The sequence below is a fragment of the Anaerolactibacter massiliensis genome, from assembly GCF_900290205.1.
Lineage (GTDB): Bacteria > Bacillota_I > Bacilli_A > Erysipelotrichales > Erysipelotrichaceae > Bulleidia > Bulleidia intestinalis.
On the sequence record NZ_OLMH01000002.1, the window covers coordinates 1,463,524 to 1,489,725 of the forward strand.

General features: G+C 51.5%; 22 protein-coding genes and 1 pseudogene. 8 read left to right on the forward strand and 15 right to left on the reverse strand.

What is annotated here, in order from left to right; translation table 11 throughout:
• Position 1 precedes the first annotated feature (1 nt).
• Positions 2-355, forward strand: a complete 354-nt coding sequence (locus tag C7E00_RS10520) for a hypothetical protein (RefSeq protein ID WP_102343102.1) — start codon at positions 2-4, stop codon at positions 353-355.
• A gap of 519 nt (positions 356-874) precedes the next feature.
• Here the strand turns inward: C7E00_RS10520 and C7E00_RS10525 are convergent.
• The 6 genes from C7E00_RS10525 to C7E00_RS10550 all read right to left on the reverse strand — a co-directional run bounded on the left by C7E00_RS10525 (position 875) and on the right by C7E00_RS10550 (position 7,006).
• Positions 875-2,281 carry a glycoside hydrolase family 1 protein gene (locus C7E00_RS10525; RefSeq protein ID WP_105304244.1) on the reverse strand — a complete coding sequence of 469 codons (1,407 nt, stop codon included), beginning with the start codon at positions 2,279-2,281 and terminating at the stop codon, positions 875-877.
• Positions 2,281-2,757: a PTS glucose transporter subunit IIA gene (locus C7E00_RS10530; protein WP_105304245.1), complete on the reverse strand. Its 477-nt coding sequence runs from the start codon at positions 2,755-2,757 to the stop codon at positions 2,281-2,283. Before C7E00_RS10530 ends, C7E00_RS10525 begins: the two co-directional genes overlap by 1 nt.
• Positions 2,742-4,142: a PTS transporter subunit EIIC gene (locus tag C7E00_RS10535; RefSeq protein WP_167836560.1), complete on the reverse strand. Its 1,401-nt coding sequence runs from the start codon at positions 4,140-4,142 to the stop codon at positions 2,742-2,744. Before C7E00_RS10535 ends, C7E00_RS10530 begins: the two co-directional genes overlap by 16 nt.
• An 11-nt stretch (positions 4,143-4,153) precedes the next feature.
• Positions 4,154-4,978 (reverse strand): BglG family transcription antiterminator LicT, encoded by an 825-nt coding sequence (gene licT / locus C7E00_RS10540; protein ID WP_105304247.1) that lies wholly within the window; start codon positions 4,976-4,978, stop codon positions 4,154-4,156.
• Positions 4,979-5,160: 182 nt separating this feature from the next.
• Complete coding sequence (locus tag C7E00_RS10545) at positions 5,161-6,558, reverse strand: MATE family efflux transporter (RefSeq protein ID WP_239928561.1); 1,398 nt, start codon at positions 6,556-6,558, stop codon at positions 5,161-5,163.
• On the reverse strand, positions 6,551-7,006 hold the full coding sequence (locus C7E00_RS10550) for a MarR family winged helix-turn-helix transcriptional regulator (protein WP_105304248.1): 456 nt from the start codon (positions 7,004-7,006) through the stop codon (positions 6,551-6,553). Before C7E00_RS10550 ends, C7E00_RS10545 begins: the two co-directional genes overlap by 8 nt.
• Before the next feature lie 140 nt (positions 7,007-7,146).
• Between C7E00_RS10550 and C7E00_RS10555 the strand changes: the two genes are divergently transcribed.
• Positions 7,147-9,660, forward strand: a complete 2,514-nt coding sequence (locus C7E00_RS10555; RefSeq protein WP_105304249.1) for a ribonucleoside-diphosphate reductase subunit alpha — start codon at positions 7,147-7,149, stop codon at positions 9,658-9,660.
• Between the two features lie 11 nt (positions 9,661-9,671).
• Entirely contained in the window at positions 9,672-10,727 is a 1,056-nt protein-coding gene (locus C7E00_RS10560) for a ribonucleotide-diphosphate reductase subunit beta (RefSeq protein ID WP_105304250.1), read from the forward strand.
• A 116-nt stretch (positions 10,728-10,843) separates the two neighbouring features.
• Here C7E00_RS10560 and C7E00_RS16670 read toward each other — a convergent pair.
• The 4 genes and pseudogenes from C7E00_RS16670 to C7E00_RS10580 form a co-directional block, all read right to left on the reverse strand.
• A pseudogene (locus C7E00_RS16670) lies at positions 10,844-12,082 on the reverse strand (RNA-guided endonuclease InsQ/TnpB family protein).
• Positions 12,083-12,114: 32 nt separating this feature from the next.
• On the reverse strand, positions 12,115-12,657 hold the full coding sequence (locus tag C7E00_RS10570) for a phosphatase PAP2 family protein (protein ID WP_105304251.1): 543 nt from the start codon (positions 12,655-12,657) through the stop codon (positions 12,115-12,117).
• Between the two features lie 232 nt (positions 12,658-12,889).
• Positions 12,890-13,147 (reverse strand): DUF1905 domain-containing protein, encoded by a 258-nt coding sequence (locus C7E00_RS10575; RefSeq protein WP_420808604.1) that lies wholly within the window; start codon positions 13,145-13,147, stop codon positions 12,890-12,892.
• Positions 13,148-13,170: 23 nt separating this feature from the next.
• Positions 13,171-14,445, reverse strand: a complete 1,275-nt coding sequence (locus C7E00_RS10580; RefSeq protein WP_105304932.1) for an MFS transporter — start codon at positions 14,443-14,445, stop codon at positions 13,171-13,173.
• A gap of 173 nt (positions 14,446-14,618) precedes the next feature.
• Between C7E00_RS10580 and C7E00_RS10585 the strand changes: the two genes are divergently transcribed.
• The 4 genes from C7E00_RS10585 to C7E00_RS10600 all read left to right on the forward strand — a co-directional run bounded on the left by C7E00_RS10585 (position 14,619) and on the right by C7E00_RS10600 (position 16,978).
• On the forward strand, positions 14,619-15,353 hold the full coding sequence (locus C7E00_RS10585) for a glycerophosphodiester phosphodiesterase (RefSeq protein WP_105304253.1): 735 nt from the start codon (positions 14,619-14,621) through the stop codon (positions 15,351-15,353).
• Positions 15,350-16,294 carry an alpha/beta hydrolase gene (locus tag C7E00_RS10590; protein WP_105304254.1) on the forward strand — a complete coding sequence of 315 codons (945 nt, stop codon included), beginning with the start codon at positions 15,350-15,352 and terminating at the stop codon, positions 16,292-16,294. The genes C7E00_RS10585 and C7E00_RS10590 overlap by 4 nt, the downstream gene beginning before the upstream one ends.
• Positions 16,295-16,414: 120 nt before the next feature.
• Positions 16,415-16,690: a hypothetical protein gene (locus C7E00_RS10595; RefSeq protein ID WP_105304255.1), complete on the forward strand. Its 276-nt coding sequence runs from the start codon at positions 16,415-16,417 to the stop codon at positions 16,688-16,690.
• A 21-nt stretch (positions 16,691-16,711) separates the two neighbouring features.
• A complete protein-coding gene (locus C7E00_RS10600) occupies positions 16,712-16,978 on the forward strand; it encodes a hypothetical protein (RefSeq protein ID WP_105304256.1) in 267 nt (88 codons plus the stop codon).
• Between the two features lie 57 nt (positions 16,979-17,035).
• On the opposite strand, the gene C7E00_RS10605 is transcribed toward C7E00_RS10600, so the two are convergent.
• The 3 genes from C7E00_RS10605 to C7E00_RS10615 form a co-directional block, all read right to left on the reverse strand.
• Complete coding sequence (locus tag C7E00_RS10605) at positions 17,036-18,496, reverse strand: glutamate synthase subunit beta (RefSeq protein ID WP_105304257.1); 1,461 nt, start codon at positions 18,494-18,496, stop codon at positions 17,036-17,038.
• Entirely contained in the window at positions 18,489-23,012 is a 4,524-nt protein-coding gene (gene gltB / locus C7E00_RS10610; protein ID WP_105304258.1) for a glutamate synthase large subunit, read from the reverse strand. The genes C7E00_RS10605 and gltB overlap by 8 nt, the downstream gene beginning before the upstream one ends.
• 165 nt (positions 23,013-23,177) lie before the next feature.
• A complete protein-coding gene (locus tag C7E00_RS10615) occupies positions 23,178-24,044 on the reverse strand; it encodes a 3'-5' exonuclease (RefSeq protein WP_167836561.1) in 867 nt (288 codons plus the stop codon).
• Positions 24,045-24,109: 65 nt separating this feature from the next.
• On the opposite strand from C7E00_RS10615, the gene C7E00_RS10620 reads away from it, so the two are divergent.
• A complete protein-coding gene (locus C7E00_RS10620) occupies positions 24,110-24,994 on the forward strand; it encodes an RluA family pseudouridine synthase (RefSeq protein ID WP_105304260.1) in 885 nt (294 codons plus the stop codon).
• 12 nt (positions 24,995-25,006) lie between these two features.
• Here C7E00_RS10620 and add read toward each other — a convergent pair whose 3' ends face one another.
• Together add and C7E00_RS16785 are read right to left on the reverse strand one after the other, a co-directional pair.
• Positions 25,007-26,002, reverse strand: a complete 996-nt coding sequence (add, locus tag C7E00_RS10625; protein ID WP_105304261.1) for an adenosine deaminase — start codon at positions 26,000-26,002, stop codon at positions 25,007-25,009.
• A gap of 71 nt (positions 26,003-26,073) precedes the next feature.
• Entirely contained in the window at positions 26,074-26,196 is a 123-nt protein-coding gene (locus tag C7E00_RS16785) for a hypothetical protein (RefSeq protein WP_275656063.1), read from the reverse strand.
• Positions 26,197-26,202 lie beyond the last annotated feature (6 nt).

Here is a 26,202-nt window from a genome sequence, read left to right on the forward strand (position 1 = left end):
AATGAGAAACCACCACACTACTTTTGAATCTGATGAGCTTCTCCTCACTCTTCGTACAGTGTTGCCTCTCTACAAGGATGTTGAGAATCCACAGGTGATTATGTGGATCTGGGATATCGAATGCGCACGCTGGTGCTATGTGATGGGGTATGAATCTGAATGCGGCCCGGATCTCATCATGTCTCTCGTATATAACGAAAGCTGGGATTATTACGAAATGGGAGATGTCTGTGAGAATGAATTCGATAACAGACATTACATATATGGCATTTATCCATCCGGATCCAGGCCTAAAGTCAATACGATCATCAAACATCTGCGCAAACTGAAGCACGGCACACCAGTCGTCGGTTAGTGCCCTGTCACGGCTGTATCTGACCACCGAATAGACCAGCAGATACCAGTCGACATAACTTTATCCGAAAAAGTAAGGCGGCTGCGGTATCATTTTCGTCATGACCTAAAACGTCCTCCCCATTCGTATTCTGACATAGAAAATACCGGAAAACATAAGTTAGCCTTACTTTTTCCGGTAAATTAATCAGATTATATTCTTTCTGAATACCAACTTTCAGGGGGTAGTTGCATTAACTTATGCAAAGTTGCGTTTAGTTCTGCAACTCACCCAATGAAATTTTCTTCACAGAAAGCTGGAAGATGTCAGCCCTCCTGGCCCCAAATTCAGAGTACTTATAACGACGAGGCCTTTCTCTGCCTTCTGAAATACCTCTAAAGAAGGCAGAACAGGTCAATCCATGATTGCCCTGCCATTCGCTTCCGGAATTTTTTCCATTGAGAAAGGAAACATGATTCTGACAAGGAAAGCAGGCTTGCAGCCAGCTGCAAGCCTGTATCTCAATCTTCAGCAATTTTCTCAGAGTTCCTCGCCGTTCGTGGCGATTACATTCTTGTACCACCAGAAACTCTTCTTCCGGTAGCGATTCAGAGTTCCGGTTCCATCCGGATTCAGATCCACATAAATCATTCCATAGCGCTTACTGATTTCGGCAGTAGAGCAGGAAATTAAGTCGATGCAGCCCCAGGCAGTATACCCGATTACCGGTACTCCGTCTTCCTCAATTGCCAGCTTTACCTGCTTCAGATGTTCCCGCATATACGCAATCCGGTAATCATCGATGACCGTCTTGGAACCTTTTCCATCATCAATCAGCACATCGTTTGCACCGAGACCGTTCTCGGCAATGAAGAGCGGTTTCTGGTAGCGGGCATAGAATCTGTTCAGCGTGTAGCGCAGTCCTTTCGGATCTATCTGCCATCCCCATTCGGTTACCTTCAGATATGGATTCTTTCTCAGCTCTGGAGTCATATTCGAACGGCTTGGTTCTCCCTTCGAAGGGTCAGCTGACACACAGTTGCTGGAATAGTAACTGAACGCCAGGAAGTCTACCGTATTCTTCAAGGCATCCAGATCATCATCCTGGATATCGAGTTTCACATTCAGCTTTTCGAATCTCTTTGCGGCAAAGTACGGATATGCACCTCGGCACTGAACATCCAGGAATAAATAGCAATCATTATCCAGGCCCATGACTTTCAGGATATCATCCGGATCCGGAGAGAGAGGATATACCGTGATGCCGACCACCATACAGCCGACCTGATTGGCAGGATCGATTTCATGAGCCATCTTCACTGCTTTTGCGCTTGCGACAAGCTCATGGTGCACTGCCTGATAAAGATCCTGATTGGTCAGCTGATCCTTCGGCGTGCCGATTCCTCCGCTCATGAACGGCTGGCGCAGAATGGAATTGATCTCATTGAACGTGATCCAGTAATGGACTCTGCCTCTGAAATACGTGAACAGCGTCTGGCAGTATTTCAGATACAGGCTGATCATCCTGCGATCTGACCAGCCATTGTATTTCTCAGCCAGCGCCAGAGGAGTTTCATAATGCGAAATTGTCACCAGCGGTTCAATTCCGTACTTTTCGCACTCATCAAGAACTGCATCATAGAATGCCAGGCCCTTTTCATTCGGCTCCTCCTCTTCACCGGTAGGGTAGATTCTGGACCAGGCGATGGAGAAACGATATACCTTGAAACCCATCTCTGCGAATAATGCAATGTCTTCTCTGTAGTGATGATAATAATCTATTGCTCTGAGTTTCAGATTGTCAGAAGTCGGTTCTGCAGTGCGGAGACCGAAGCCATGCGGAAGCACATCCTGGATATCCAGGCCTTTTCCATCTTCGTTATAAGCTCCTTCGCATTGATTTGCAGCAGTTGCACCGCCCCAGAGAAAATTAGCCGGAAAACTCATTATGATCTCCTTTCAAGTTTCATGATTGCTTTTTCTGATGACACTCTGATCCCTGTTCTGCAGGTAATGAAATACTGTTCCGGATTCGTGATCACCATCAGCAGGACTGGTTCCGCCCCGGTTTCCTTCACCTTCTGAAGATCATACTGAAGCAGCAGGTCCCCCTGTTCAATGTGCATGCCTTCGCTTGCTGCAGGATAAAACAGCAATTCCGATTCATGGTTCAGACAGATCCCGGCCTGAAGCAGAATTTCCGCACCAGAATCTGCAGACAGAGAAATCGCATTTCCTGACTGATAGATTTTCCGGATCACACCGGAACAAGGGGCAGAAACTGTTCCATCTTCCGGCAGAATAGCAATGCCCCTTCCGATCAGTTCATCTCTGAACACCGGATCGCTGACTTCTTTGAGTGAAATCGTTCGGCCAGACGCCGGTGCGTACAGAGATGCATTCTGCCTTATGCTTTTTTTGATTCTTCAGGTACTTCGTCTTTGAAGATGATGAAATTGATGACAAAAGCAACCACGAAGGCAATTGCTGCGCCGGCACAAGCCAGGAAGAAATTGCTCATCGGTGCATCAACAGAAATATAGGACGGAAGTGTCAGAAGACCAGGAGAACCCCCCGAAAAGTTCTTGACATTGAAGCACCCGAGGAAGAATCCTCCGACTGCTCCTCCGATCATAGAGGAAATCATATTCGTCTTATGACCAAGGGTGACACCGAAGAGGACAGGCTCGGTGATTCCGCAGACTGCAGTGATTCCGGTGGAAGACGCAAGTGCTTTCAGATTCGGATCCTTTGTCTTGACTGCAGCTGCGAGTGCTGCTCCGCCCTGGGCAACGTTGGAGGCGAGCTGGCCAGGATAGATTCCTGCATCATAGCCGATCGTCATACGATTGTTAATTCCGATCGGAGTAAGCGAATGATGCGTGCCGGTCATGACCAGGAACGGAAGAACGCCGCCGACGATGGTCGGTACAAGCCAAGGAGCCACTGCCGAGAGACCATTGACCAGTGAAGCAAGCCAGTTGCCGATGATATAGCCGATCGGACCAAGGACGCAAAGCGTTGCAATTCCGCAGACCAGCATGGTAAGCAGCGGTACAGTGAAAAACTTGATTGATTTCGGGGAATGTGCTGCAAAGAACGGTTCGACTTTGCTCATCAGCCAGACCCCCAGGATGATCGGAATGACAGTGGAGGAATAGGCCGCGTTATAGATCGGAAGTCCGAAAATGCTGACAGCTTCTCCGCCATCTTTCGCCGCCTGAACCAGAGAGACAAAGTTCGGATGGATCAGAATTGCACCAAGCATCATGCCGAGGAATTCATTGCATCCGAGTTTCTTGGCAGCGGACTTTCCGAGCAGAACCGGCAGGAAATAGAAGGTCGCATCTCCCATGAAGTTCAGAACCTGATAAGTCATGTCAGTCTTGTCTACAAGGCTGAACGCAACCAGAATTGCCAGTACTGCTTTCAGCATACCGGAAGCAGTCAGAGCAGGAAGGATCGGAGTGAAAATGCCTACTAATGTATCAATCAGGCGATCTGTCCACTTGAGATCTTTCTTCGTATCGTCATCTGCTGCAACTTCGCCGCCAGCCAGCTTATCTCCGGTCAGCTTGATCAGTTCCTGGTATACCTGAGGTACGTCTGCACCGATAATCACCTGGAATTGTCCGACTTTAGAGGCAACTCCTACCACACCTTCCGTTGCCTTGATTCCTTCTTTGTCTGCCTTGGATTCATCTTTCAGATTGAAGCGAAGACGAGTCATGCAGTGAGTAACATTGATAATATTGTCGGTTCCTCCGACTTTTTCGAGGATGGTTTCTGCCAGTTCTCTGAATTTCATAGTTTTCCCTTTCATTGATGGACAACCCGGTAGATATGGATTGCCAGATACACAGTTTCAGATCTAGGAACTTCAATTCCTTTCTCTGCGAGCAGGTAATTCCGGATTTTATCGGCACACGCAAATTCTTCGGTATAAGTCTTCCGCATCTGCTGATACAGGCTGTCATCTTCTTCTTTCAGAGTTCCGCTGACAGCTCGTTCAACAAAAAATTTTAGATGAACCATGAAGCGCTCATAAGCAAGCGTATTTTCATCGAGTTCAATATGAAAGTGATAGCGGATCAGAAGCAGGATATGGTTGATCAGATCCATATTCTGTTCCACTTCAGAAGATGTTTCTCCGGTCGAAGCTTCTACCAGATGCAGGGCAATAAATCCTGCTTCATCTTCCGGGAGACTGATTCCGAGTTCTCTGCGGATCATCTCAAGTGCTTCGCAACCCACAAGATATTCGCTGTTGTAGAACTTCCGGATGTCCCACAGCAGAGGATTTCTCAGTGCCATTCCTTTTTCATAGCGTTCGATTGCAAAGCTGAGATGGTCCGTCAGATCAACATAGATGCGGTCGCTCAGCGATGAAGACAGGACAGATCTGGCATAGTCGATGATAAGGTTGGCCACCCTTATATGTTCTGATGGAATCTGGTCCACAATCTGAGCAAGTTTGCCCTCAATGCCCTGATCTGAAATCCGGTAAACCTTTTCGATTCGTGAAGGATTGATCTCGTCTCCTGTTTTTTTCTGAAAGCCGATGCCACTTCCCATCACGAGCACTTCTGTGCCCTTTTCATAGGAGCGGACCAGATTATTGTTAATCACTTTAACGACTTTCATCTTCTCCTCCTGAAAAAAGAAAAGCTATACCCTGTCAGACAGAAAAACTGAATTCTGTTTCACAAAGGTATAGCCTGCATAACCAGTAACAATCCCGATTCACTTTTCGAAAACGGTTACAAATCAAGTATACAGAATCAGGAGTTGTTGTCAATGGACTTTTTCAGAGGGCTTCTGATCTTTCAGTTCTGACTAAGTGCATCCTGACTCTTCATCAGCAGCTGCTTTCGGAACCAGCGAAGATAGAACAGGTTCAGGATGACTCCGAACAGCGAAGCAAGCGGAGAAGCAAGACCGATGGCAGCAAGGCTGGCATTCGGTCTTGTGCTCATGGCATAGGCAAATGGAATACGGACGACAAAGGTCTGAAGGAGTCCCTGGACCATTGTCCAGATCGTGCGCTGATAGCCATTGAAGTAGCCAAGCAGAGAGAACAGGACAGCTGTTACGATCGTTTCCGGAACAAACCCTCTCAGATAAGCAGCACTTGCCTGAATGTATTCAGGATTGCTCGTGAAGATCGAAGAGAGCAGATCGCCCTTCAGATAGCAAAGGGCAAAGACAGCAGCACCGATAATCAGACCGATCCGAATGCAGATCTTCGTCCCTTCTGCTGTTCTGTCATCTTTGCCAGCGCCTGCATTCATGGAGACGAAGGCAGCCGCGGACTGCATCAGAGCGCTCGGCAGCAGCATCGCGAAGTTGATGAGCTTGCAGGCAATGCCATAGCCGGAGGAAGCAGTCAGACCGAGCTTGTTGACGAAGGCGCATACGATGACAAACGAGATCTGAGTCAGCAGGTCCTGCAGGGCAAGCGGAATGCCGATACGCAGAATTCTTCCGGTTTCCTCATTTAAGCCGAAGTTTTCTTTCCTCAGGGAAATGCCGGTATTCTTTTTCTTCAGCATGGCCAGGGCGGCAATCACGCTGATGGCCTGGGCAAGGACAGTTGCGATGGCAGCCCCGGCAACATCCATGTGCACAACTGCAACGAAGAACAGATCTCCGGCCACATTCACTGCACAGGCAATCCCGACAAACGCAAGCGGCGACCGGCTGTCGCCGAGCCCGCGGAAGATCGCGGAGAGCAGGTTGTAGGCAACGATAAAGAAGATGCCGCTGCCGCAGATGGCAAGATACTGCTCAGTCATGCTCAGTGCTTCTTCGGGCGACTGCATGAGCACGGCAATGGTCTGGTTTCCGAATACGAGAGCGATAAACAGGATCAGCGCGACAATGGCATACAGAGAGAATGCTGCTCCGAGCAGATTGCTCAGGCGCTGGGGCCGTTTCTCGCCAAGGTACCGGCTGATGAGCACGGTCACTGCCATCGAGGAACCGGTCACGACAAGGGTCACGAGGTTCATGACCTGAGAGCCAGTGGAAACTGCTGAAAGACCTGCATTGGTGCCGAAGCGGCCGACCACCAGCAGGTCGACGGCGCCATAGGCTGCCTGCAGGACAAGTGCTCCTAATACCGGCAGGATGAATCTGAGGATCTTCTTCGTGATACTGCCGGTTGTGAAATCGGCCATGCTGTGTGCTTCGGAATGTGTCTGATCCATCACTGCTTCACTCATGTGATTTCCCTTCCTTTCCTGTCACGAGATGGTCATAAATGCTCGTGATGGTTTCATTCATCTGCTCGATCTCTTCATCGCTGAGATCGGATAGTTTCTCTGATACGGTTCTGAAATAGTCTTTCACATACTTCCCAACGGTTTCTTTTCCTTTCCGGGAAAGAGAGATGTGAACGACTCTGCCGTCTTTCTCGGCAGGATGCTTCTCGATATAGCCTGCTTCTGCAAGTTCCTTCACGGCTTTGGTGATGCCGGGTCTTGGCAGGTTCATGGCCGTGCTGATGTCGCTGACGCAGACGTTCTCCTGCTGATGGCTGAGCTGGTCGAGCTGATCGAGAATATGAATGCTTCCGGCGGTCAGTCCTTCCGGCAGTTCCGGCTGCAGTTCCCAGATCCGTTTGCCGAGGTACAGGGCATCAAATATCATCCTTGCTTTCTGCTGATTCATAAGCCCTCCTGATTACTTTGAATAATTACATTGTGTAATTATATAAATGACGTCAGAATGGTCAAGCATTTTCTGCACGGAGCATTTCCGTTGACCCTCAGGCATGGATTCCGATATTGTTTGCTCAACGGAGATCAGCTATGAAACGAGTAATTAAGCGAAATGGAACCGAAACTGCTTATGAACCGCAGAAGATCCGCAATGCGGTTCAGAAAGCATTTGCAGAAGTGAATCAGGAATATACCCAGGAACTCGGAGATCGGATCGTAAGATCCGTGGAACTCCAGTTCCGCATGCAGAACTCAGCATCGGTGGAAGAAATCCAGAATGCCGTGGAGAAGAGCCTCATGAAAGAAGGCTGCTATGATGCTGCGAAGGCTTATATCCTCTACCGGGAAAAGCGGACGGCCGCGAGAAATGCCAGGCTGAGTCTGACTGCGCTGATGCAGGACCCGAACCTCTATCCCCTTCTGGAGAAAATGGAGAAGGATCTGCCATCCTGCGATCTTGCAAGACTAGCGGCCAAGTTCCAGTCGATGAATAAAGAAGCCCTGTCTTTAGACAGCAGAATGGAAGTGCTGATCCGCAGTGCAGAGGAACTGACGACCAAGGAAGAACCTGAATGGGAGAGAGCGGCCGGAAGGCTGCTTGCCTATCAGTTCCACAAGAATCTGCGTCAGGAAGAGAAGAAGCTCGGAATCAGCAGTTTCTATGAAAAGCTCGTATGGCTGACGAAAGAGGGCTATTACGGTTCGTATATCCTGGAACATTATTCCGAAGAAGAAGTCGGAAAGCTGGAGCAGAGGATCGATGATCGAAGAGATGACCTCTTTGCATGGGCAGGACTGGATTTACTGCTTTCGAGGTATGTGATCCATACGCATTCGCATGTTCCGATGGAATCACCGCAGGAGCTCTATATGGGCGTGGCGATGCATCTGGGCATGAATGAGAAAGAGAATCGTCTGGAGATCGTGAAGCGGTTCTATGACATGATGAGCCTGCATAAGGTCACAATGGCGACTCCTACCCTGGCTAATGCCAGAAAGCCTTATCATCAGCTCAGCAGCTGCTTCATCGATACGGTACCGGATTCTCTGGATGGAATCTATGCTTCCATCAGCAATTTTGCCGAAGTCTCGAAGTTCGGAGGCGGCATGGGCATGTATCTTGGCAAAGTCAGAGCCAGAGGCGGCAGTATCCGCGGCTTTGAAGGTGCAGCCGGCGGCGTGATCCGCTGGATCCGGGTGATCAATGATACGGCAGTTGCCGTCGATCAGCTCGGCATGAGACAGGGCGCGGCAGCGGTATATCTCGATGCCTGGCATATGGACCTGCCGGAGTTCCTGCAGTTACGTACGAATAATGGCGATGACCGCATGAAGGCACATGATCTGTTCCCGGCGGTATGCTATCCGGACCTGTTCTGGAAGATGGCAAAGGAAAATCTGAATCAGAACTGGTATCTGATGGATCCGCATGAGATTCTGATGAAGAAAGGCTATGCCCTCGAAGACTGCTATGGAAGGGAATGGGAAGAGAAGTATCTTGACTGCGTGCGTGACAGCAATATCCGCAAGCGCACGGTGAAGCTCAAGGAAATCATCCGGCTCATCCTGCGCTCGGCCGTCGAGACCGGAACACCGTTTGCGTTCTTCCGTGATGCGGTCAATGAAGCAAACCCGAATAAGCATGCCGGCATGATCTACTGTTCCAATCTCTGCACCGAGATCGCGCAGAATATGAGCGAAACAGAATTAGTCTCGGAAACGCTTGAGGATAAAGACGGTGATCCGATCATCGTCACGGTCCGGAAGCCTGGCAGCTATGTGGTATGCAATCTGGCTTCTCTCTGCTTAGGCAATATTGATGTGGACAATCCGGAAGAACTGCAGTCTGTCACTGCGGATGCGGTCAGGGCGCTGGATAATGTCATCGACCTGAACTTCTATCCGGTTGCCGCAGCGAAGCTGACCAATCACCGCTACCGTTCAATCGGACTCGGGGTCTCGGGCTATCATCACCTGCTTGCCAAGCATCAGGTGAAGTGGGAGTCCGAGGAACATCTGAAGTTTGCCGACAAGGTATTTGAAGACATTGCCTATGCGGCCATCAAGGCATCTTCAGAACTTGCGGAAGAACGCGGAAGCTATTCCCTCTTTCCCGGTTCAGAATGGGAGAGCGGCGAATATTTCCGCCGCCGTCACTACGACAGCGAACGCTGGCAGAAGCTGGCAGAACAGGTTTCAGAACATGGCATGCGCAATGCCTATGTGATGGCCGCAGCCCCGACGAGTTCTACTTCGATTCTCGTCTCGACGACAGCCGGTCTGGATCCGGTCATGAACCGCTTCTATCTCGAAGAAAAGAAAGGAGCGATCCTTCCGAGAGTCGCCCCGGATCTCTCCCCTGCGACATGGTGGTATTACAAGAATGCTCATTCCATCGATCAGACCTGGTCAGTCCGAGCGGCAGCAGTGCGCCAGCGTCATATCGATCAGGCCCAGAGTTTCAATCTCTGGATCACGAATGAATACAAGATGAGCGAGCTCTTGAATCTGTATATTCTGGCAGATGAGCTCGGCGTCAAGACGATCTATTATGTGCGTTCCCGCTCGCTCGATCCTGCGGAATGCGAAAGCTGCTCAGCCTGAAGGAGGAACTAATGGAAGATACTATCCGCAGAAAGCGTTTATTCAATCCCGATGGAGATACCGATGTCCGGGACCGCAGACTTCTCAACTTCAATACGACCAATATCAATGACTTCAATAATCTGAAGTATCCATGGGTTTCCGACTGGTACCGGAATGCCATGAACAACTTCTGGATTCCGGAAGAAATCAATCTGAATCCGGATAAATCCGATTATCCGAATCTTCTTCCCGCCGAGCGGACTGCTTATGACAAGATTCTGAGCTTTCTGGTCTACCTGGATTCCCTGCAGTCGGCCAATCTGCCGAATATCAGCCAGTATGTGACGGCCAATGAAATCAATCTGTGCCTGTCGATCCAGACATTCCAGGAATGCATTCACAGCCAGTCCTACAGCTATATGCTCGATACAATCTGCTCGCCGCTGGAGCGGGATCAGATTCTGTATCAGTGGAAAGAAGATGAGCATCTGCTGAAACGCAATACGTTCATCGGAAACCTGTACAACGAATTCGTCGCCCATCAGGACAAGCGTTCGTTCTTGCGGGTATGCGTGGCCAACTTCATTCTGGAAGGCATCTATTTCTATTCCGGTTTCATGTTCTTCTACAACCTCGGAAGAAACGGAAAGATGCCTGGTTCCGTGCAGGAAATCCGCTATATCAACCGGGATGAGAACACGCATCTGTGGCTGTTCATGGAGATCATCAATATCCTGCAGAAGGAAGAACCGGAACTCTTCACCCAGGAGAATAAGCAGATGATCTATGACATGATCGATGAAGGCGTGCGCCAGGAGATTGCCTGGGGCAGCTATGTCATCGGCGATCAGATTCCTGGTCTGAATCAGTCGATGGTCGAAGACTATATCAGGTATCTGGGCAATATCAGGCTGAAGTCTATCGGCCTTGAACCGCTGTATCCGGGTCTGGAAGAAGAACCAGAGTCCATGCGCTGGGTATCCCAGTATGCCGATGCCAATCAGGTCAAGACCGACTTCTTTGAAGCACGCAGTTCGGCCTACGCAAAAAGCAGTGCCATCGAAGATGACCTCGATTCTTTTTGACACTCCCACGGCTAAAGCACGTGGGATTCTTGAGAAGTCTGACTGCTTACGCAATCCTTATTCTCAAAGGGCTTGCCAAAAGCCCGCTGCACAGTCCCTCGATGCCGAGGTTCTGCTTACCTGGCAATGTTGCACGCTCCGTTGATGTCCGCATTGACGAGCGTGTTTTCTTTGGTACGGTACAGCCCGCGTTTCACCCGTTTGCCGGAGAATATCCCTGTATATGGATGTTCCGCATCGTACACGGGAATCTCGTCACCGTCTAAGAACGATGCTTTTGACGTGTAGGATTCTTCCGTCTCGATGTACGCAATACCGTATCGCTCGCACAGCGTTTTTAAGTACGTGCGAAGCAGATCAAACGGGATCTGAACAAACTTCTGATTGTTCGCTTTTCCCATGTTGGCCGACTGTTTCTGGTCAACGTTGTGTCCGACAATAAGCGTGCCGATATCATTAGCAATGCAGTAATCAGCGATATGGCGTGCAGCCTTGTGCATGTGGTCCGTCACCTGCCGGTTACGCTTGTCTGTGATGAAGCTCATGCGAGCTGTAAAGCCTTTGACGTTCTGATGGTCTTTGATCGATGCATAGTGTGCAAGCTACTTGTTGTACCACTGGTTCATTGATTTGAGCTTACGTCTGTCAACGATGAAGGACGTCCCTGTGGTTGTTACACACGGCGCAAGATTATCGAGACCGACATCAATTGCTAATACATTGTCCGCATTCAGATTCTGCTGCTCTTCTTCCTGTTCGTAGCAGTACTGAATCTTCAGTGCCTTGCCGTTCAGAACAGGCACGATGCGGACTTCAGCGATGTGCTTGCCTGAAATTCTGTCAGGCACTGGAATTCGTATGGAATCCAGGTCCGGATGCTGCTTTGAAAACGTACGACTCATCGGAACGATCAGATTGCCGTTTTTGATGCTGATTGCGTTCGCTGACAGCACCAGCAGATACTTTCCGCCTTTCGTGCGGTAGTGCGGAATACGCACTTTCTTGTCGTAACAGCCGGACTTCTTTTTGCTCAGCAGCGCAAAGAACGACCTGAAGGCATGATCACACGTCCGCAAGATCTGCTGAGAAACACCAGCTTGTAACAGCTTGTAATTCTCATTGCCCTTGCATAGATGGTAGTTCTCTTCATAGCGTAGATACTTGTTTGTCGCAAAGAAATACTGGCGGATCTGATACAGCCCAACGTTGTACAGATTGTTCGCATACGAGCACATCTCAAGGATCGCTTCGTACTGGTCCTTCGGCAGATGCCGAATGTAGTTTGTCTGCGTCAGATACATGACGTCACCTCCTTTCTGCTTATATGATACGGGTACAGCGGCCTTTCTCCCCATGGCTGAAGCTCATGGGTTTTCCCGGCCGTTTTCTATAAGTTCAGTGCAATGGCAGCCGTCAGGGCACCGAGCAGTGCACCGGCGATCACATCGCTCGGATAATGCACGCCGAGATAGACTCTGGAATACCCGGTCAGAACTGCCAGGATCATCAGCAGAGATCCGAAGTGAACCGGCAGGAACCGCATCAGCACCAGGGTGCAGGCAAAGGCTGCTCCGGTATGACCGGAAGGAAACGACCAGTCCTTCGGAAGCCGGATCAGCGGTTCCAGGAACGGATATTCCTGGAATGGTCTTTCCCGGGCGGTGATGCGCTTAAGAAGAAGATTGATGAGCAGGCTGTTCGCGATCAGTGAAAGGCCTGCTTTTTCAGCAATGAAGGTATACTTCGGAATCCGGTACAGGAGAAGTACCAGGGCAATCCAGAAAATGCCGAGATCGCTCAATGCGCTGACTGCTCTCATGAAGGCCGTAACCCATTTCCTGCGGCTGTTCTGCATCCATATCATCACCCGGATATCTGTGTCGAGAATCGTCTTCATCACTTCTGTCCCCTTTCTTTCTTCCTGTATCATGCGCCTGTTCCGTAAAGAATAACATTAAGTTAATGTGAAGAATTTCTGAAGATTTTTCCGGAATGTCAAATCTGTCTGAACATTCGCTGAGCCTTCTCTGAGAACTGCTTCCGGAGCCTTGCAGTGCTTTGTTCCGGCGATTAAAGTACGGGCAAGGAAGGTGAAATCTGATGAAAACAAAACACAGACTAAGAGAGGATTGCGGACACATGCTGTTCACAATCCTCTTTTTCTATTCTGCCAGAATGATCTTCACCAGGACTTTGTCTCCCGGTTCTTTTCCGATCTGTTTCCGGATGTCTTTTCTGATGCCGATGAGATAGCAGGTGGAGCCATCTGCATTCTTCAAGCCCATATTGACGATACTGCCGTCATACGGAACGCCGTCAAACCAGGCATGGACTTTCAGGCGGCCTTTTCCGAATTCTTTCTTCAGATCATACGGGAACCTGACATAGGCTCCGCCATGATCCGGAACGGGTTCGATCACCGCTTCATACTGAATTTCAGCCGTCAGATGAGTTCCCCTTCTGCCTCAGCCTTGCTGAAGTCATCGGCCTTGGTCTTTACCGCCATGCGGAACAGAATCAGGCCGATGACGAAGAAGATTGCGATCGATCCGACGCCGGCATTGACGGAACCGGTGAGCTGAGAGCCTTTGGATACAACAATCGTGCCGAGGAATGCAGCACCCTTGCCGCAGATGTCCATCAGTCCGAAGTATTCACCGGACTGATCTGCAGGAATGATCTTCGTGAAGTAGCTTCTTGACAGCGACTGAATGCCGCCCTGGAACAGGCCAACGGAAACTGCGAGAACCCAGAACTGCCATTGATACTGCAGGAAGAAAGCAAAGATCGCAATGCAGAAGTAGCCGATGATGCAGATGGTGATCAGCTTCGAGGATTCATATTTTCCCGAGAACTTGCCGAAGGCGATGGCACTCGGGAAGGCAACGAACTGGGTGACGAGCAATGCCAGCAGCAGTCCGGTGGAATCAAGGCCAAGTGCAGAACCATAGGCAGTTGCCATATCGATGATGGTATAGACACCGTCGATATAGAAGAAGAATGCAAGCAGGAACAGGAAAATCTTCTTATGATGCATGGCATTCTTCAGCGTATGGCCAAGGCGTGCAAACGTGCTGCCGATGGAAGCAGTGGAGTTTTCGACATAATGGACCTGCTTGTAGGTTTTCAATAACGGAAGTGTGAATACCACCCACCAGACTGCCGTGATCGCAAAGGCAATGCCCATGCATACCGAAGTCGGAATGCCGGCATTCGGGCCGAGCAGGATCAGAACGAGCGACAGGATGAACGGAATGCAGGAACCGATATAGCCCCAGGCATAGCCCTGGGAAGAAACATAGTCAGAGCGTTCATCGGTAGTGACGTCTACGAGCATGGAGTCATAGAAGATCAGGCTGGCCTGATAGCAGCTTCTTGCGGTGACGAAGATGATCAGGAACAGCATCCATTTCGTGATGACGCCCATCAAGGCACAGAGCAGTGCGCCTAAGATCACTGACCACATGAAGATCGGTTTCTTGAAGCCTTTGTTGTCGGTAACGGTACCGAGAATCGGTCCGAGTATTGCGACAATCAGCGTTGAGATCGAGACTGCATATCCCCAGTAGGCAAGATAGTCAACATGAGAAATACCGTCTGCAGTTGCCAGGCTGTTGAAGTACAGCGGCATGATGGTCGAAACCAGCAGTGTGAATGCGGAATTTCCGACATCATAGATTACCCAGTTCTTTTCAATCTTCGTAAGCTTGCTTTTCATATTGTTCTCTCCGTCTTCTATCTTAGGAAACACCCGGCCGTTCTGATACCGGCGGAACATCAAGTTTATGTAAAGTTCTGGTTAAACAAGAGGATCTGCAGATTCTCCTGAAGGGCTTCCGGTTTACTTTATCTCATCTCATCGATAAGATAGCTTCAGAAAGAGGTCTGACTATGAAGAAACCTTTGATCTGGGGTCATCGCGGTGCGAGCGGCTATGCTCCGGAGAATACCCTGCCTGCATTTCAGAAAGCAATCGAGTTAGGTGCCGATGGCGTCGAGCTGGATATCCAGCTTACGAAAGACCGGGAACTGGTGGTCTGCCATGATGAGACGGTAGACCGCACCTCGAACGGAGCCGGATGGATCCGCGATCTGACGCTTGCAGAACTGAAGAAACTGAATTTCTGTGCATCTTACCCGGAGCTAGGCAAAGTGGAGATTCCGACGATGCGGGAAGTGCTGGAAGTAATTCAGCCTTCTGCGCTCACGATCGATATCGAGCTGAAGACCGGCATTGTTGATTATCAAGGCATTGAAGAGAAGATTCTTGCCCTGGTCCATGAATTCGGCATGGAAAACCGCGTGATGTACTCCTCCTTCAATCATTATTCCATGGTCCGGATCAAATCTCTAGACCCTTCTGTGAAGACCGGCATTCTTTATGAAGACGGTCCGGTCGGAATTGCGCCTTATGCAAAGAAGCTGAAGGCATCTGCCCTGCACCCTGCTCTGTACAATCTGCGCTTTGATCACTTCATGGAAGATGCGGCAGCAGAAGGTCTGGAAGTCAATGTATGGACGGTCAATGAGCCTGAGCATATGGCTCTCTGCACGAAGATGGGCGTGAACGCGATCATCACGAATTACCCGGATACTGCCCGGAAAGTCAGTCAGGAAACCGAATGAGCCCGGAATATCGTTCTTATATCGATACGGTCCTGAAGCCCTGGGTCAGAGATCATGTCGAGCAGGGAAATCTGGTTACCGAAGACGGGGTCCGTCTTCATTACTGCCATGCAGTTCCGGAAAATCCGAAGGGCTGCATCGTCATGATCCACGGATTCTGCGAGTTCTTCGGAAAGTATCACGAAACAGCTTACCGGTTCTATGAAGCAGGCTATGCGATCTGCTTTGCGGAACTGCGCGGGCATGGCAAATCCGAGCGAATGAGATATTACCCGGATGAGCGGGTGTATGTGCGTTCATTCCAGGACTATGTGCTGGACGCAAGAGCGCTTGTCCGCTATGCCAGAAAACAGCATCCTTCGCTTCCTCTCTACCTGTTTGCGCATTCGATGGGCGGCACGGTCGGAGCGCTGTATCTGGAGCAGAATCCGGGCGTATTCCAGGCGGCGGTTCTGAGCTCGCCGATGCTGCAGATGAACTACGGTACTGTTCCGGATGAGGCAGTCGGACTGCTGGCAGTCTATTCGAAAGCAGTCAGCCTGGATGATCCGTATGCGCCTGGTCAGCATGTCTTCACCGGAGAAGATGAATTCGAGACGAGTTCTGCCATGGACCGGGATCGGTATGAATACCAGATGGAACAGCGGCGCGAAGACCCTTCCTATCAGACCTGGGGTGCAACCTGGAGCTGGGCGAAAGCTGCCAGAGAAGGTGCTTCTGAAGCAGTGAAGCATGCCGATGAGATCTCGACGCCGGTCCTCGTGCTTCAGGCAGGAAAAGATACGATGGTCAAGTCCCAGGGCCAGGAAACCTTCGTGAAGAACTGCCTTGCTGCCGAACTGAAGAAGTTCGAGGATTCAAAACACGAGATCTTCAATGCCGAAGAAGAAACGCGGAAGAAATACTATTCCTGCATCCTGGACTATTACGCAAGCCATTGAGAGATCTGCCGGAAACGGCAGATTTTCTTTCTGCGCATGATTGTGCATAAAATCATCATTTCTGATCTTTGCTGAATGCAGTGTTGCATATTTCTGTGTTTTATGCGCTATAATAGGACCATGGAACTATTCAGGAAATATGTAGATGTCGATGTGCTGTTCCGGACAGACGGATCCGTCATTCCGCTGGCAGTGTGCTGGAAAGAAGGCCGCCCTGCTTCCTACCCGATCGATAAGATTCTGAAAGGGCCATCCCGCATGGCTTCGCAGGCGGGCGGATGCGGAGAGTGCTATGAAGTCATGATTCACGGGCAGCCCCGCCGGCTGTACCTGGAGAAGGTTCCTTCTCCGTATGAGCAGAAGACCAGATGGTTCATTGAATCCAGAAAACCGTGAGCATTTATAAAGGAGCAGATCATGAGTCCGGGAATCAGATATCTGAATGTCATTGCAGAACAGCAGAAAAGCGGAGCGATGGTACCGAAAGCAATTGTGTGGAGCGATGAAGACGGCCAGAGAGTCTACCAGATTCAGTCTGCGGTATACTGCAGTGCTTCAAAGATCCCCGAACGGCGTTGCTCGATCCTCCGCTATCTGATCACGGTCTCCGGAAAGCGCCGGAACCTGTTTGCGGAAGTGAGACAGGATGGCAGCGTGCGCTGGTATGCGGAGACTTCTTTCTGAAACAGAGAAAAAACTGCATGCATGACGGGATTTTCCCGCAATGCGTGCAGTTTTCATTCAGTCAAGATTTGTATATCCCATTAAGGCCTGATCGACTTCTCTGGCACATTCTCTGCCTTCTTCAATTGCCCAGACGACCAGCGACTGGCCGCGATGCATATCACCTGCCGTGAAGACGCCCGGAACGGAAGTACGGTAGCTGCCCGGTTCTGTTTTCACGGTATGACGAGGACCGAGCTCTATGCTGAAGGCTTCCGGAACATAGGATTCACAGCCGGTGAAGCCAGCTGCGATAATCAGCAGTTCGCACGGAAGCTTGCGGATCGATCCTTCGTCCGTGACCCATTTCCGGTCGATGAAGCTCCCCTGCTCCACTTCTGCGGCAGCAAGGTTTCCTTCTTTGTCCGTGATCAGCGAATGGATCGTGGACCGGTAGATGCGCGGATCGCTGCCGAATACGGCAATCGCTTCCTGCTGGCCGTAATCCGTTTTCTGCACATCCGGCCACTCCGGCCATGGGTTATCTCTGCGCCGTTCTCTAGGCGGGCTCGGCATCATCTCCAGCTGGGTTACCGAAGCCGCATGCTGACGGATGCAGGTTGCGACACAATCGTTGCCCGTATCGCCGCCCCCGACGATGATCACATGCTTTCCTCCGGCAGAGATTGCCGGCTGGTGTTCCGGATCCAGCACGGATCTGGTCGCTTCAGTTAAGAACGTCACAGCCGGGAACACCTGGCCGCATCCTTCGGTCTGCGGAAGCGTTCTTGCCTGCTTGGCCCCGCAGGCCAGCACGATGGCATCATACTGCTTCAGGATCTCTTCGCCGCTGATGTCTTTCCCGACATCGACGCCGCAGACGAAGCTGATTCCTTCTGCTTTCATGAGATCGATGCGGCGGGTGATGACTTTCTTGTCGAGCTTCATGTTCGGAATGCCATACATCATCAGCCCGCCCGGAGCATGTTCCCGCTCATACACCGTCACGGAATGGCCGCGCTGATTCAGGCGATCCGCCGCGGAAAGGCCAGCCGGGCCGCTGCCGATGACCGCGACCTTCTTGCCGGAACGCATGGCCGGAATATGCGGCTTCATCATGCCTGCCGCAAACGCGGATTCGATGATGTAAAACTCATTCTCGTGAATCGTGACCGGTTCATCTTCCACGCCGCAGGTGCATGCCTTCTCGCACAATGCCGGACACACTCTGCCGGTGAATTCCGGGAACGGATTCTTCTTCGTAAGTCTGGATAATGCATGTTCGAGATTGCCGTGCCAGATCTCATCATTCCATTCCGGAATGAGGCTGTGCAGCGGGCATCCGGTGACTTTTCCCTTGATCCTGATTGCCGACTGACAGAACGGGACGCCGCAGTTCATGCAGCGACCGGCCTGCAGTTTCCTGTCCTTCGGATCCAGCGGAATATGAAATTCGCCATAATCCTTGATGCGCTCCGATGGCGAGCGAAGCGATTCTTCTTCACGCTGATACAGCAGGAATCCATCTGTCTTACCCATTTTTCTGTGCCTCCTTCTGCTTCAGCTCATAGAATGCCTCGAGCAGTGCGCTCTGATGCGGAATACCCTGTTCTTCAAACTTGCCGGTGATGCTGAGAATCGTCTGATAGTCATCCGGCACAAGTTTCTTGAACTTCGGAATGTAATTCTCAAAGTCTGCCAGGATCTTTCTTGCCTTCACGGACCCCGTTTCTTCTGCATAGTCGCTGATCAGGGCCTTGAGTTCCTGGATGTCATAGCGTTCCTTCACTTCATGCATGGTCACGAGGCTGCTGTTGAGCCGCTGATACAACGTGTGATCTTCATCAAGCACATAAGCAATGCCGCCGCTCATGCCGGCTGCCAGATTTCTGCCGGTCCTCCCGAGAATCACGGCAACGCCGCCAGTCATATATTCCAGACCATGATCGCCGCATCCTTCGACGATGGCAGTTGCGCCGCTGTTGCGGACACAGAACCGCTCGCCGGCGATGCCATCGAAATAAGCCTTTCCGGAAGTTGCACCATACAGCGCAACATTTCCGATCAGAATATTCTCTGCTGGGTTGAACGTGCTGTTCTCCGGCGGCATCACGACGATCTTTCCGCCGGAAAGACCTTTTCCGACATGGTCATTCGCATCGCCATGAAGCCTGATCGTCATACCATTCGGTATGAACGCACCGAGCGACTGGCCGCCGCCTCCGGTAAGGTTCAGCACATACGTATCATCTTTCAGCGAATTGCCGAAGCGCTTCGTGATCTCATGACCCATGATCGTGCCGAGGGAACGGTCGGAGGAGCAGATCTTCGCTTTGCAGGAATGGGTCTTCTTCTTTTTGAAGTACGGTTCGAACTCCGGCAGAAATACTGATTCATCCAGCGTCTTCTCGAGATGGAAGTCGAAGCAGTCGGAAGGATCATGACTGCGGACCGGTGCTTCTGCATAATGCGGATCCAGCAGTGCAGAGAGATCTGCCTGCGGCATCTGGTCATTCTGCTTCAGGCAGTCGGTTCTGCCGATCATCTCCTCGACGGTGCGGAAGCCGAGCGATGCCATGATTCTGCGCAGTTCTTCGGCTGTGAACTTCATGAAGTTCATGACATATTCCGGCTTGCCGGCAAATCTGCCGCGCAGTTTCTCATTCTGGGTAGCGATGCCGAACGGACAGGTATCCTTCGAGCATACCCGCATCATGCGGCAGCCCATAGCAACCAGCGGAGCCGTGCCGAAGCCGAATTCCTCTGCTCCCATCAGGGCAGCGATTGCGACATCTCTGCCGCTCATCAGCTTGCCATCGGTCTCGAGAATCACGCGGCCACGCAGACCGTTGTCAATCAGCGACTGCTGGGCCTCGGCAAGACCAAGCTCCCATGGCATGCCGGCATGATGAATCGAAGAAAGCGGAGCTGCCCCGGTGCCGCCGTCAAAGCCCGAGATCAGAATCACCTGGGCACCTGCTTTGGCAACGCCGCAGGCAACGGTTCCTACCCCTGCTTCCGAGACCAGCTTCACGGAAATCCGGGCATCCGGATTCGCGTTCTTCAGATCATAGATCAGCTGGGCAAGGTCCTCGATGGAATAAATATCATGATGCGGCGGCGGGGAGACCAGCGAGACACCCGGGGTCGCATAGCGGATCTTCGCGATCCACGGATAGACTTTCGTGCCCGGCAGGTTGCCGCCTTCGCCCGGCTTGGCTCCCTGGGCCATCTTGATCTGGATTTCCTTTGCGCTGTTGAGGTATTCCGAGGTCACGCCGAAACGGGCACTTGCCACCTGCTTGATGGCACTGTTCGATTCGGTTCCATAGCGTTCCGGATCTTCGCCGCCTTCCCCGGTATTGGACCATGCGTGCAGACGGTTCATCGCAATCGCCATGCAGCTGTGAGCTTCTTCGGAAAGAGCACCGAGCGACATTGCCGAAGTCTGGAAACGCTGCACGATCGAATCCGCAGATTCCACTTCTTCCAGCGGTACCGGCTTGCCAGCCGGAACAAAGTCCAGCAGGTCTCTCAGCGTATGCGGATGCTCGCCATGGAGCAGAGAAGAATAGTGCTCGAACTCCTCATAGGAACCATCCTGCACTGCTCTCTGCAGGGCAACGATGACTTCCGGGGAATACAGATGTTCATATGCGGTTCCGCCCGAACGCAGCCGGTGGAAGCCGACGCTGTCAAGCCTTGTATCGACGCCTAAGCCGAGCGAATCAAAGGCATGGTCATGATTGGCCAGCACATCTGCTTCGATCTCCTCAATGCCGACGCTGCCGCACCTTGCGGTCGTTCCCGGGAAATACTGATCGGTCAGTTCTTTCTTCAGACCGAGGATCTCGAAGATTCTGGCGGACTGATAGGACTGAAGAACGGAAATGCCCATCTTGGCAGCGGTCTTCACGATGCCGTTGAGCAGCGCATGATCAAAGTCATCCATGGCCACATGCGGATCCTTGTCCAGGATGCCGGCAGAGACCAGCTCACCGATGCACTCATGGGCAAGATACGGATTGACCGCCCGGGCACCGAAGCCAAGCAGTGCAGCACACTGGTGCACATCGCGCGGTTCGCCGCTTTCGAGAATCAGCGAGACTCTGGTCCTCTTCTTCGTGCGGATCAGATGCTGTTCCGCCGCGGAGATTGCAAGCAGAGACGGAATGGGCAGATGGTTTTCATCCACGCCCCGGTCGGAGAGAATCAGAATATTCGCACCGGCGCTGATCGCCCGGTCGCAATCGACATTCAGTGCCTCAAGAGCTTTGGCAAGCGAGGTGTGCTTGTAGTAGAGAATCGGCAGCACCTTGACCTGAAAGCCCGGACGATCCAGGGCCTTGATCTTCATCAGGTCAGTCTCGGAGAGAATCGGGTTGGCAATCTCGAGGACCTTGCAGTTTTCCGGAGAATCCTGCAGCAGGTTTCCGTCGGTGCCGACATAGACCGTGGTATCCGTGACCAGATGCTCGCGGATGGAATCGATCGGCGGGTTGGTGACCTGTGCGAACTGCTGATGGAAATAATCGAAGATCGAGGTTCTTCTCGAATGCATGAGGGCAAGCGGAATATCCCTTCCCATCGAAGCAGTCGGCTCAATCGTATTCCGGGCCATCGGCAGAATCTCGTCCTTGACGTCTTCATAGGAATAGCCGAACACCTGATACAGGTGATCGCGCATATCCTGAGTATTCACCGGCGGCTTATGTGAAGGGATCTTCAGATCTTTCAGATACAGGAGATTCCGGCTGAGCCATTCTCCGTAAGGAGCTTCAGATGCATAGGATGCCTTGAGCTCTTCATCGGAGATGATGCGCTTCTGCTTCGTATCCACCAGAAGGATTCTGCCAGGCATCAGACGGCTCTTCGTGATGATCTGATCTTCCGGAATATCGAGCACGCCGACTTCGGAAGACAGAATCAGTCTGCCATCTCTGGTCACATAGTATCTGGAAGGTCTCAGGCCATTGCGGTCCAGAGTTGCTCCGCACACCTCGCCATCCGTGAACAGCACGGCAGCCGGGCCATCCCACGGCTCCATCATCGTTGCATAGTAATGATAGAAATCCTTTCCGGCCTGGCTGATTCCCTGTTCATAGCGCCAGGATTCCGGAATCATCAGCATCATCGCCTTGGCCAGCGGCATGCCGTTCATGCAGAAGAATTCGAGCGTATTATCCACCATTGCCGAATCAGAACCGCTGGCATTGACAACCGGGTATATCTTGCCAAGATCCGGCTCCAGCACGGAAGAAGTCATGGTCTCTTCCCGGGCCAGCATACGGTCCGCATTGCCGCGGATCGTATTGATCTCGCCATTATGGGCAATCATCCGGTACGGATGCGCCCGCTGCCAGCTCGGCGACGTATTTGTCGAGAACCGTGAATGCACGATGGCAATTGCCGTCTGATAATCCTCGTCCTGCAGGTCTTCATAGAACTTTCTCAGCTGCATGACCAGGAACATTCCTTTGTAGACAATCGTCCTGGACGACAATGAGCAGACATACGTATTTTCGCTGCCCTGCTCGAATTCCCGGCGGGTCACATACAGCCTGCGGTCAAACGGAAGCCCTTTGGAAATGCCATCCGGCCGCTCGATGAAGCACTGCATGATGCATGGCATGCACTTAGCTGCAGGTTCTCCGAGTATTTCCGGATGAACCGGGACATTTCTCCAGCCGAGCACCTTCAGCCCGTTCTTTCTCGCAATGACTTCAAACGTACGGATCGAAAAGGTCCGATTGAGTTCATCCTGCGGGAAGAAGAACATGCCGACCCCGTAGTCGCCTTCTCCCTTCAGCTCAATTCCGCATTTCTTCGCTGCTTTTGAAAAGAATGAATGCGATACCTGCAGAAGAATGCCGACGCCGTCGCCGACCTTCCCGGTCGCATCTCTGCCTGCTCTGTGATCGAGGCGTTCCACGATCTTCAGAGCATCATCCAGAACGGCATAGTTCTTATGTCCGTCAATGTTCACGATGGTGCCGATGCCGCACGCATCGTGTTCCATACAGCAAGGTTCCAGCCCTGAGTGATACTGCTCCATGTTGTTCTCTCCCTTCCGCCCAGTCAAAAAAGCCGCACGAACACATCACGCGGCAGAATCAGGATGATCATTACGGTCAGAAAGCAGCTGTTCCATTATTTTATCCAGTCATGAAAAAGGCGTCAATTACCCATGAAATAAAAGAATCATTTTCTGAATACAGTTTCATCCTTCTGTCATTTCCCGGACAGTCTTCAGAAAGATCTCTCCGGTCGCATAGGAATCTCCGAGCGAATTATGAGCCGGAAAGTCCACATTCAGATACTTCGCAACCGTGCCGAGCTTGCGATCCGTCAGGAATCCCTTCGGGATCCGGCGGAATACATACCATTGCGCATCATAGATCGTATGGCCGCTGATGAGATCCATCCCGGCGCACCACAGCATCCGCAGATCAAACAGGATATAGTAGCCGACTAAAGGATCAGAACCGACGAATTCCCGGAAGCTGTCTGCGATCTCGGAGAAGTCCGGTGCATCTTCGAGAAACTCGCTGCGGATATTCGTGACAGATACCGCCCCGTCCGTCATCTCTTTATGCGGATTCAGATACGTATTGTAGGACTCTTCCGGTCTGCCGTTCACGTAGCGGATTGCCGACAGCTGAATCAGCCGGTCCTCATACGCAGAAAGACCGGTCGCCTCCGTATCCAGCACGACGAAGCGATCCAGCTGATGCAGATCGAAATTCCGGTCGATCCGGATTTCCGGATACGAAGGAAGATCGAGCGGGCTTTTCCGCTCATAGACGGAATCCGTCCGGTAGATCTCAAACTGCTTCACGCCATCCAGAGAAGCAACTTCCTGCTCCGGATGAGGCATGCGGCTTTCCGCAGATGCCGCAATGGTTGCCGGATCGAAGTCTTCGTTCTTCAGTCCGGCCTCCTTCATGAATGTTTCCAGCGGCATGCATTCCTTCTTTCCCCGGGCGCTGAGATGCACGCCATCCTGCGCAACCGCTTCGACCGTCCAGAATGTTCCGTGAATCGGCAGCTCTGCTTCCACAAGTGCCTGATATGACTGTTTTTCCATAGTGATTTTTTCTCCGTTCTCCATTCTACGCTGTTAAGATAAAACCGGACAGGAGAATCAGAAACATGCTGGAACAGAGACAATGGACTGCAGAATCAGAGATCCGGGAACAGAATGCCCTTTCCTATGTGCAGAAGACCCTCGGCCTTTCAGACTCCGATACCAGAACTGTGCTGAAATACCATCTGGCTGGCGTGAATCATCATCTGCTCGTGAAAGACACGATCATCCATCCTGGTGATGAGCTTGATGTCTCCATTCCAGATCAGCGGCCGGAAAAAAGTCTCCCGGAAGACATTCCGCTGGATATCCTCTATGAAGACGATCAGATCCTCGTCGTGAACAAGCCCCGCTTCATGACCGTTGCGCCAGCTCCGGGCAACTGGACCGGAACCCTTTACAATGCCCTGCTTGCCAGATATCAGAAGTTCTATCTGATCCACCGCATCGATCGCACGACCAGCGGCTGCATCCTGGTCGGAAAGAACAAGCACATCGCTGCCCTTCTTTCCGTCAATGAAGGGCCATTCCGGCCGAAGAAAACCTATACTGCCCTCGTACAGGGCATCATGGACCCGTCCGGAATCATCGACGCTCCGATCGGCAGAGACCCGGACAATTTCCGGCGGATGGCAGTCACGGACATCGATTCCAAGCATGCCTTGACGCATTATGAATGTCTGCAGACTTTCAAAGACACCTCAGAAGTGCGTTATCGCATCGATACCGGCAGAACCCATCAGATCCGGGTTCATTCTGCTTATCTCGGCCATCCTCTGCTTGGCGATACCCTGTATGGAGAACCATGCAATCTATTGGAAGAACAAGCAGCGATGCTGCATGCGGAGTCCATCACGTTCTTCCATCCCCAGAAAGAAAAAGAGATCACCGTCACGGCACCGCTGCCAGACGATTATCTCAGTCTCATCGAAGCATTGAAGCGGCAGTGATCCTGCCGTTTTCTATTTCATATTTGCAAGGATGCTTCTTAACTGCTCAGCAACCTTCTCGCTGCCCTTGCAAAACGACGCCTCTGCCCCGTACAGATTCGTCAGAATCAGCTCTTTCTCGGTGAATTGGAATACCTCTCTCATGTTCTGATATTCCTGCTCCAGCGTCAGATTCATCAAGAACGGATCATCCGTATTGAGATTCAGCTTCACGCCTGCATCATAGAGCTTCCGGACCGGATGCTCTTTCAGAGAAGGAAACGAAGACGCATAGATATTGCTCGTCGGACATACTTCCAGCGTCACGCCATGGGAAACCAGATTCTTCACGACATTCTCGTCGGAGATGCTCTTGACGCCATGGCCGATCCGCTTTGCGCCAAGATCAATCGCATACTGCACGTTGGACGCAGGTCCGCTTTCGCCAGCATGGATCGTGAACGGGATTCCGTTCTCCTTGGCCAGATTGAAGCAGGATTCATAATCAGACAGCGAATTGCCTGTTTCATTGCCAGCTAAGTCGATGCCGACAACGCCTTCCTTCAGATACTTTCCAGCCAGCAGAACCGTGTTCCGGTTCTCTGCTTCATTGTCAGTGCCATGCATCATGCAGAGCAGAATGCCTGCACAGAGATCCGGGTGTCTCGAAACGGCTTTCTTCTGTCCGGCAATCACTGCCTGCACCGCCGCTTCCATCGAAAGCGGATGATGAGACTGCGGAGAAAAGCGGATTTCTGCAACCCTGACTCCCTCCTGATACAGATCCTCAAGCAGTTCTTCCGTGCATTCAGACAGTCTTTCTTCTCGGTTCAGAAGCGCAAGCAGAATATCAAAGTTCGCCAGTGCTTCTGCCAGACTCATAGATTCTTTCAGCTGATGCGCACTGATCCATGCCCCATCGCTCATTTCTTCCGGAATCATGCCGTCTTCCCGGCTCCACTTTGCAAACAGGCGGGCTGGCATCGCACCATCAAGATGCAGATGCAGCACAGTCTTCGGATAATCCATCGCTGCAATCTCCTTTCAGAAATTCATCATACGGAAAGTATACAGCGAACCGGATCGGAGCTGAATGAAATTCAGCCCTTGAATCCGGTTTCTCCGCCGATGCTGTTAATGAACCATTTCTGCGTGAACGCAAACAGGATCAGCAGCGGAACGATGATGCCGTCTTTCTCCATCTTCGGCAAAGTTCCGTACATGGTTCC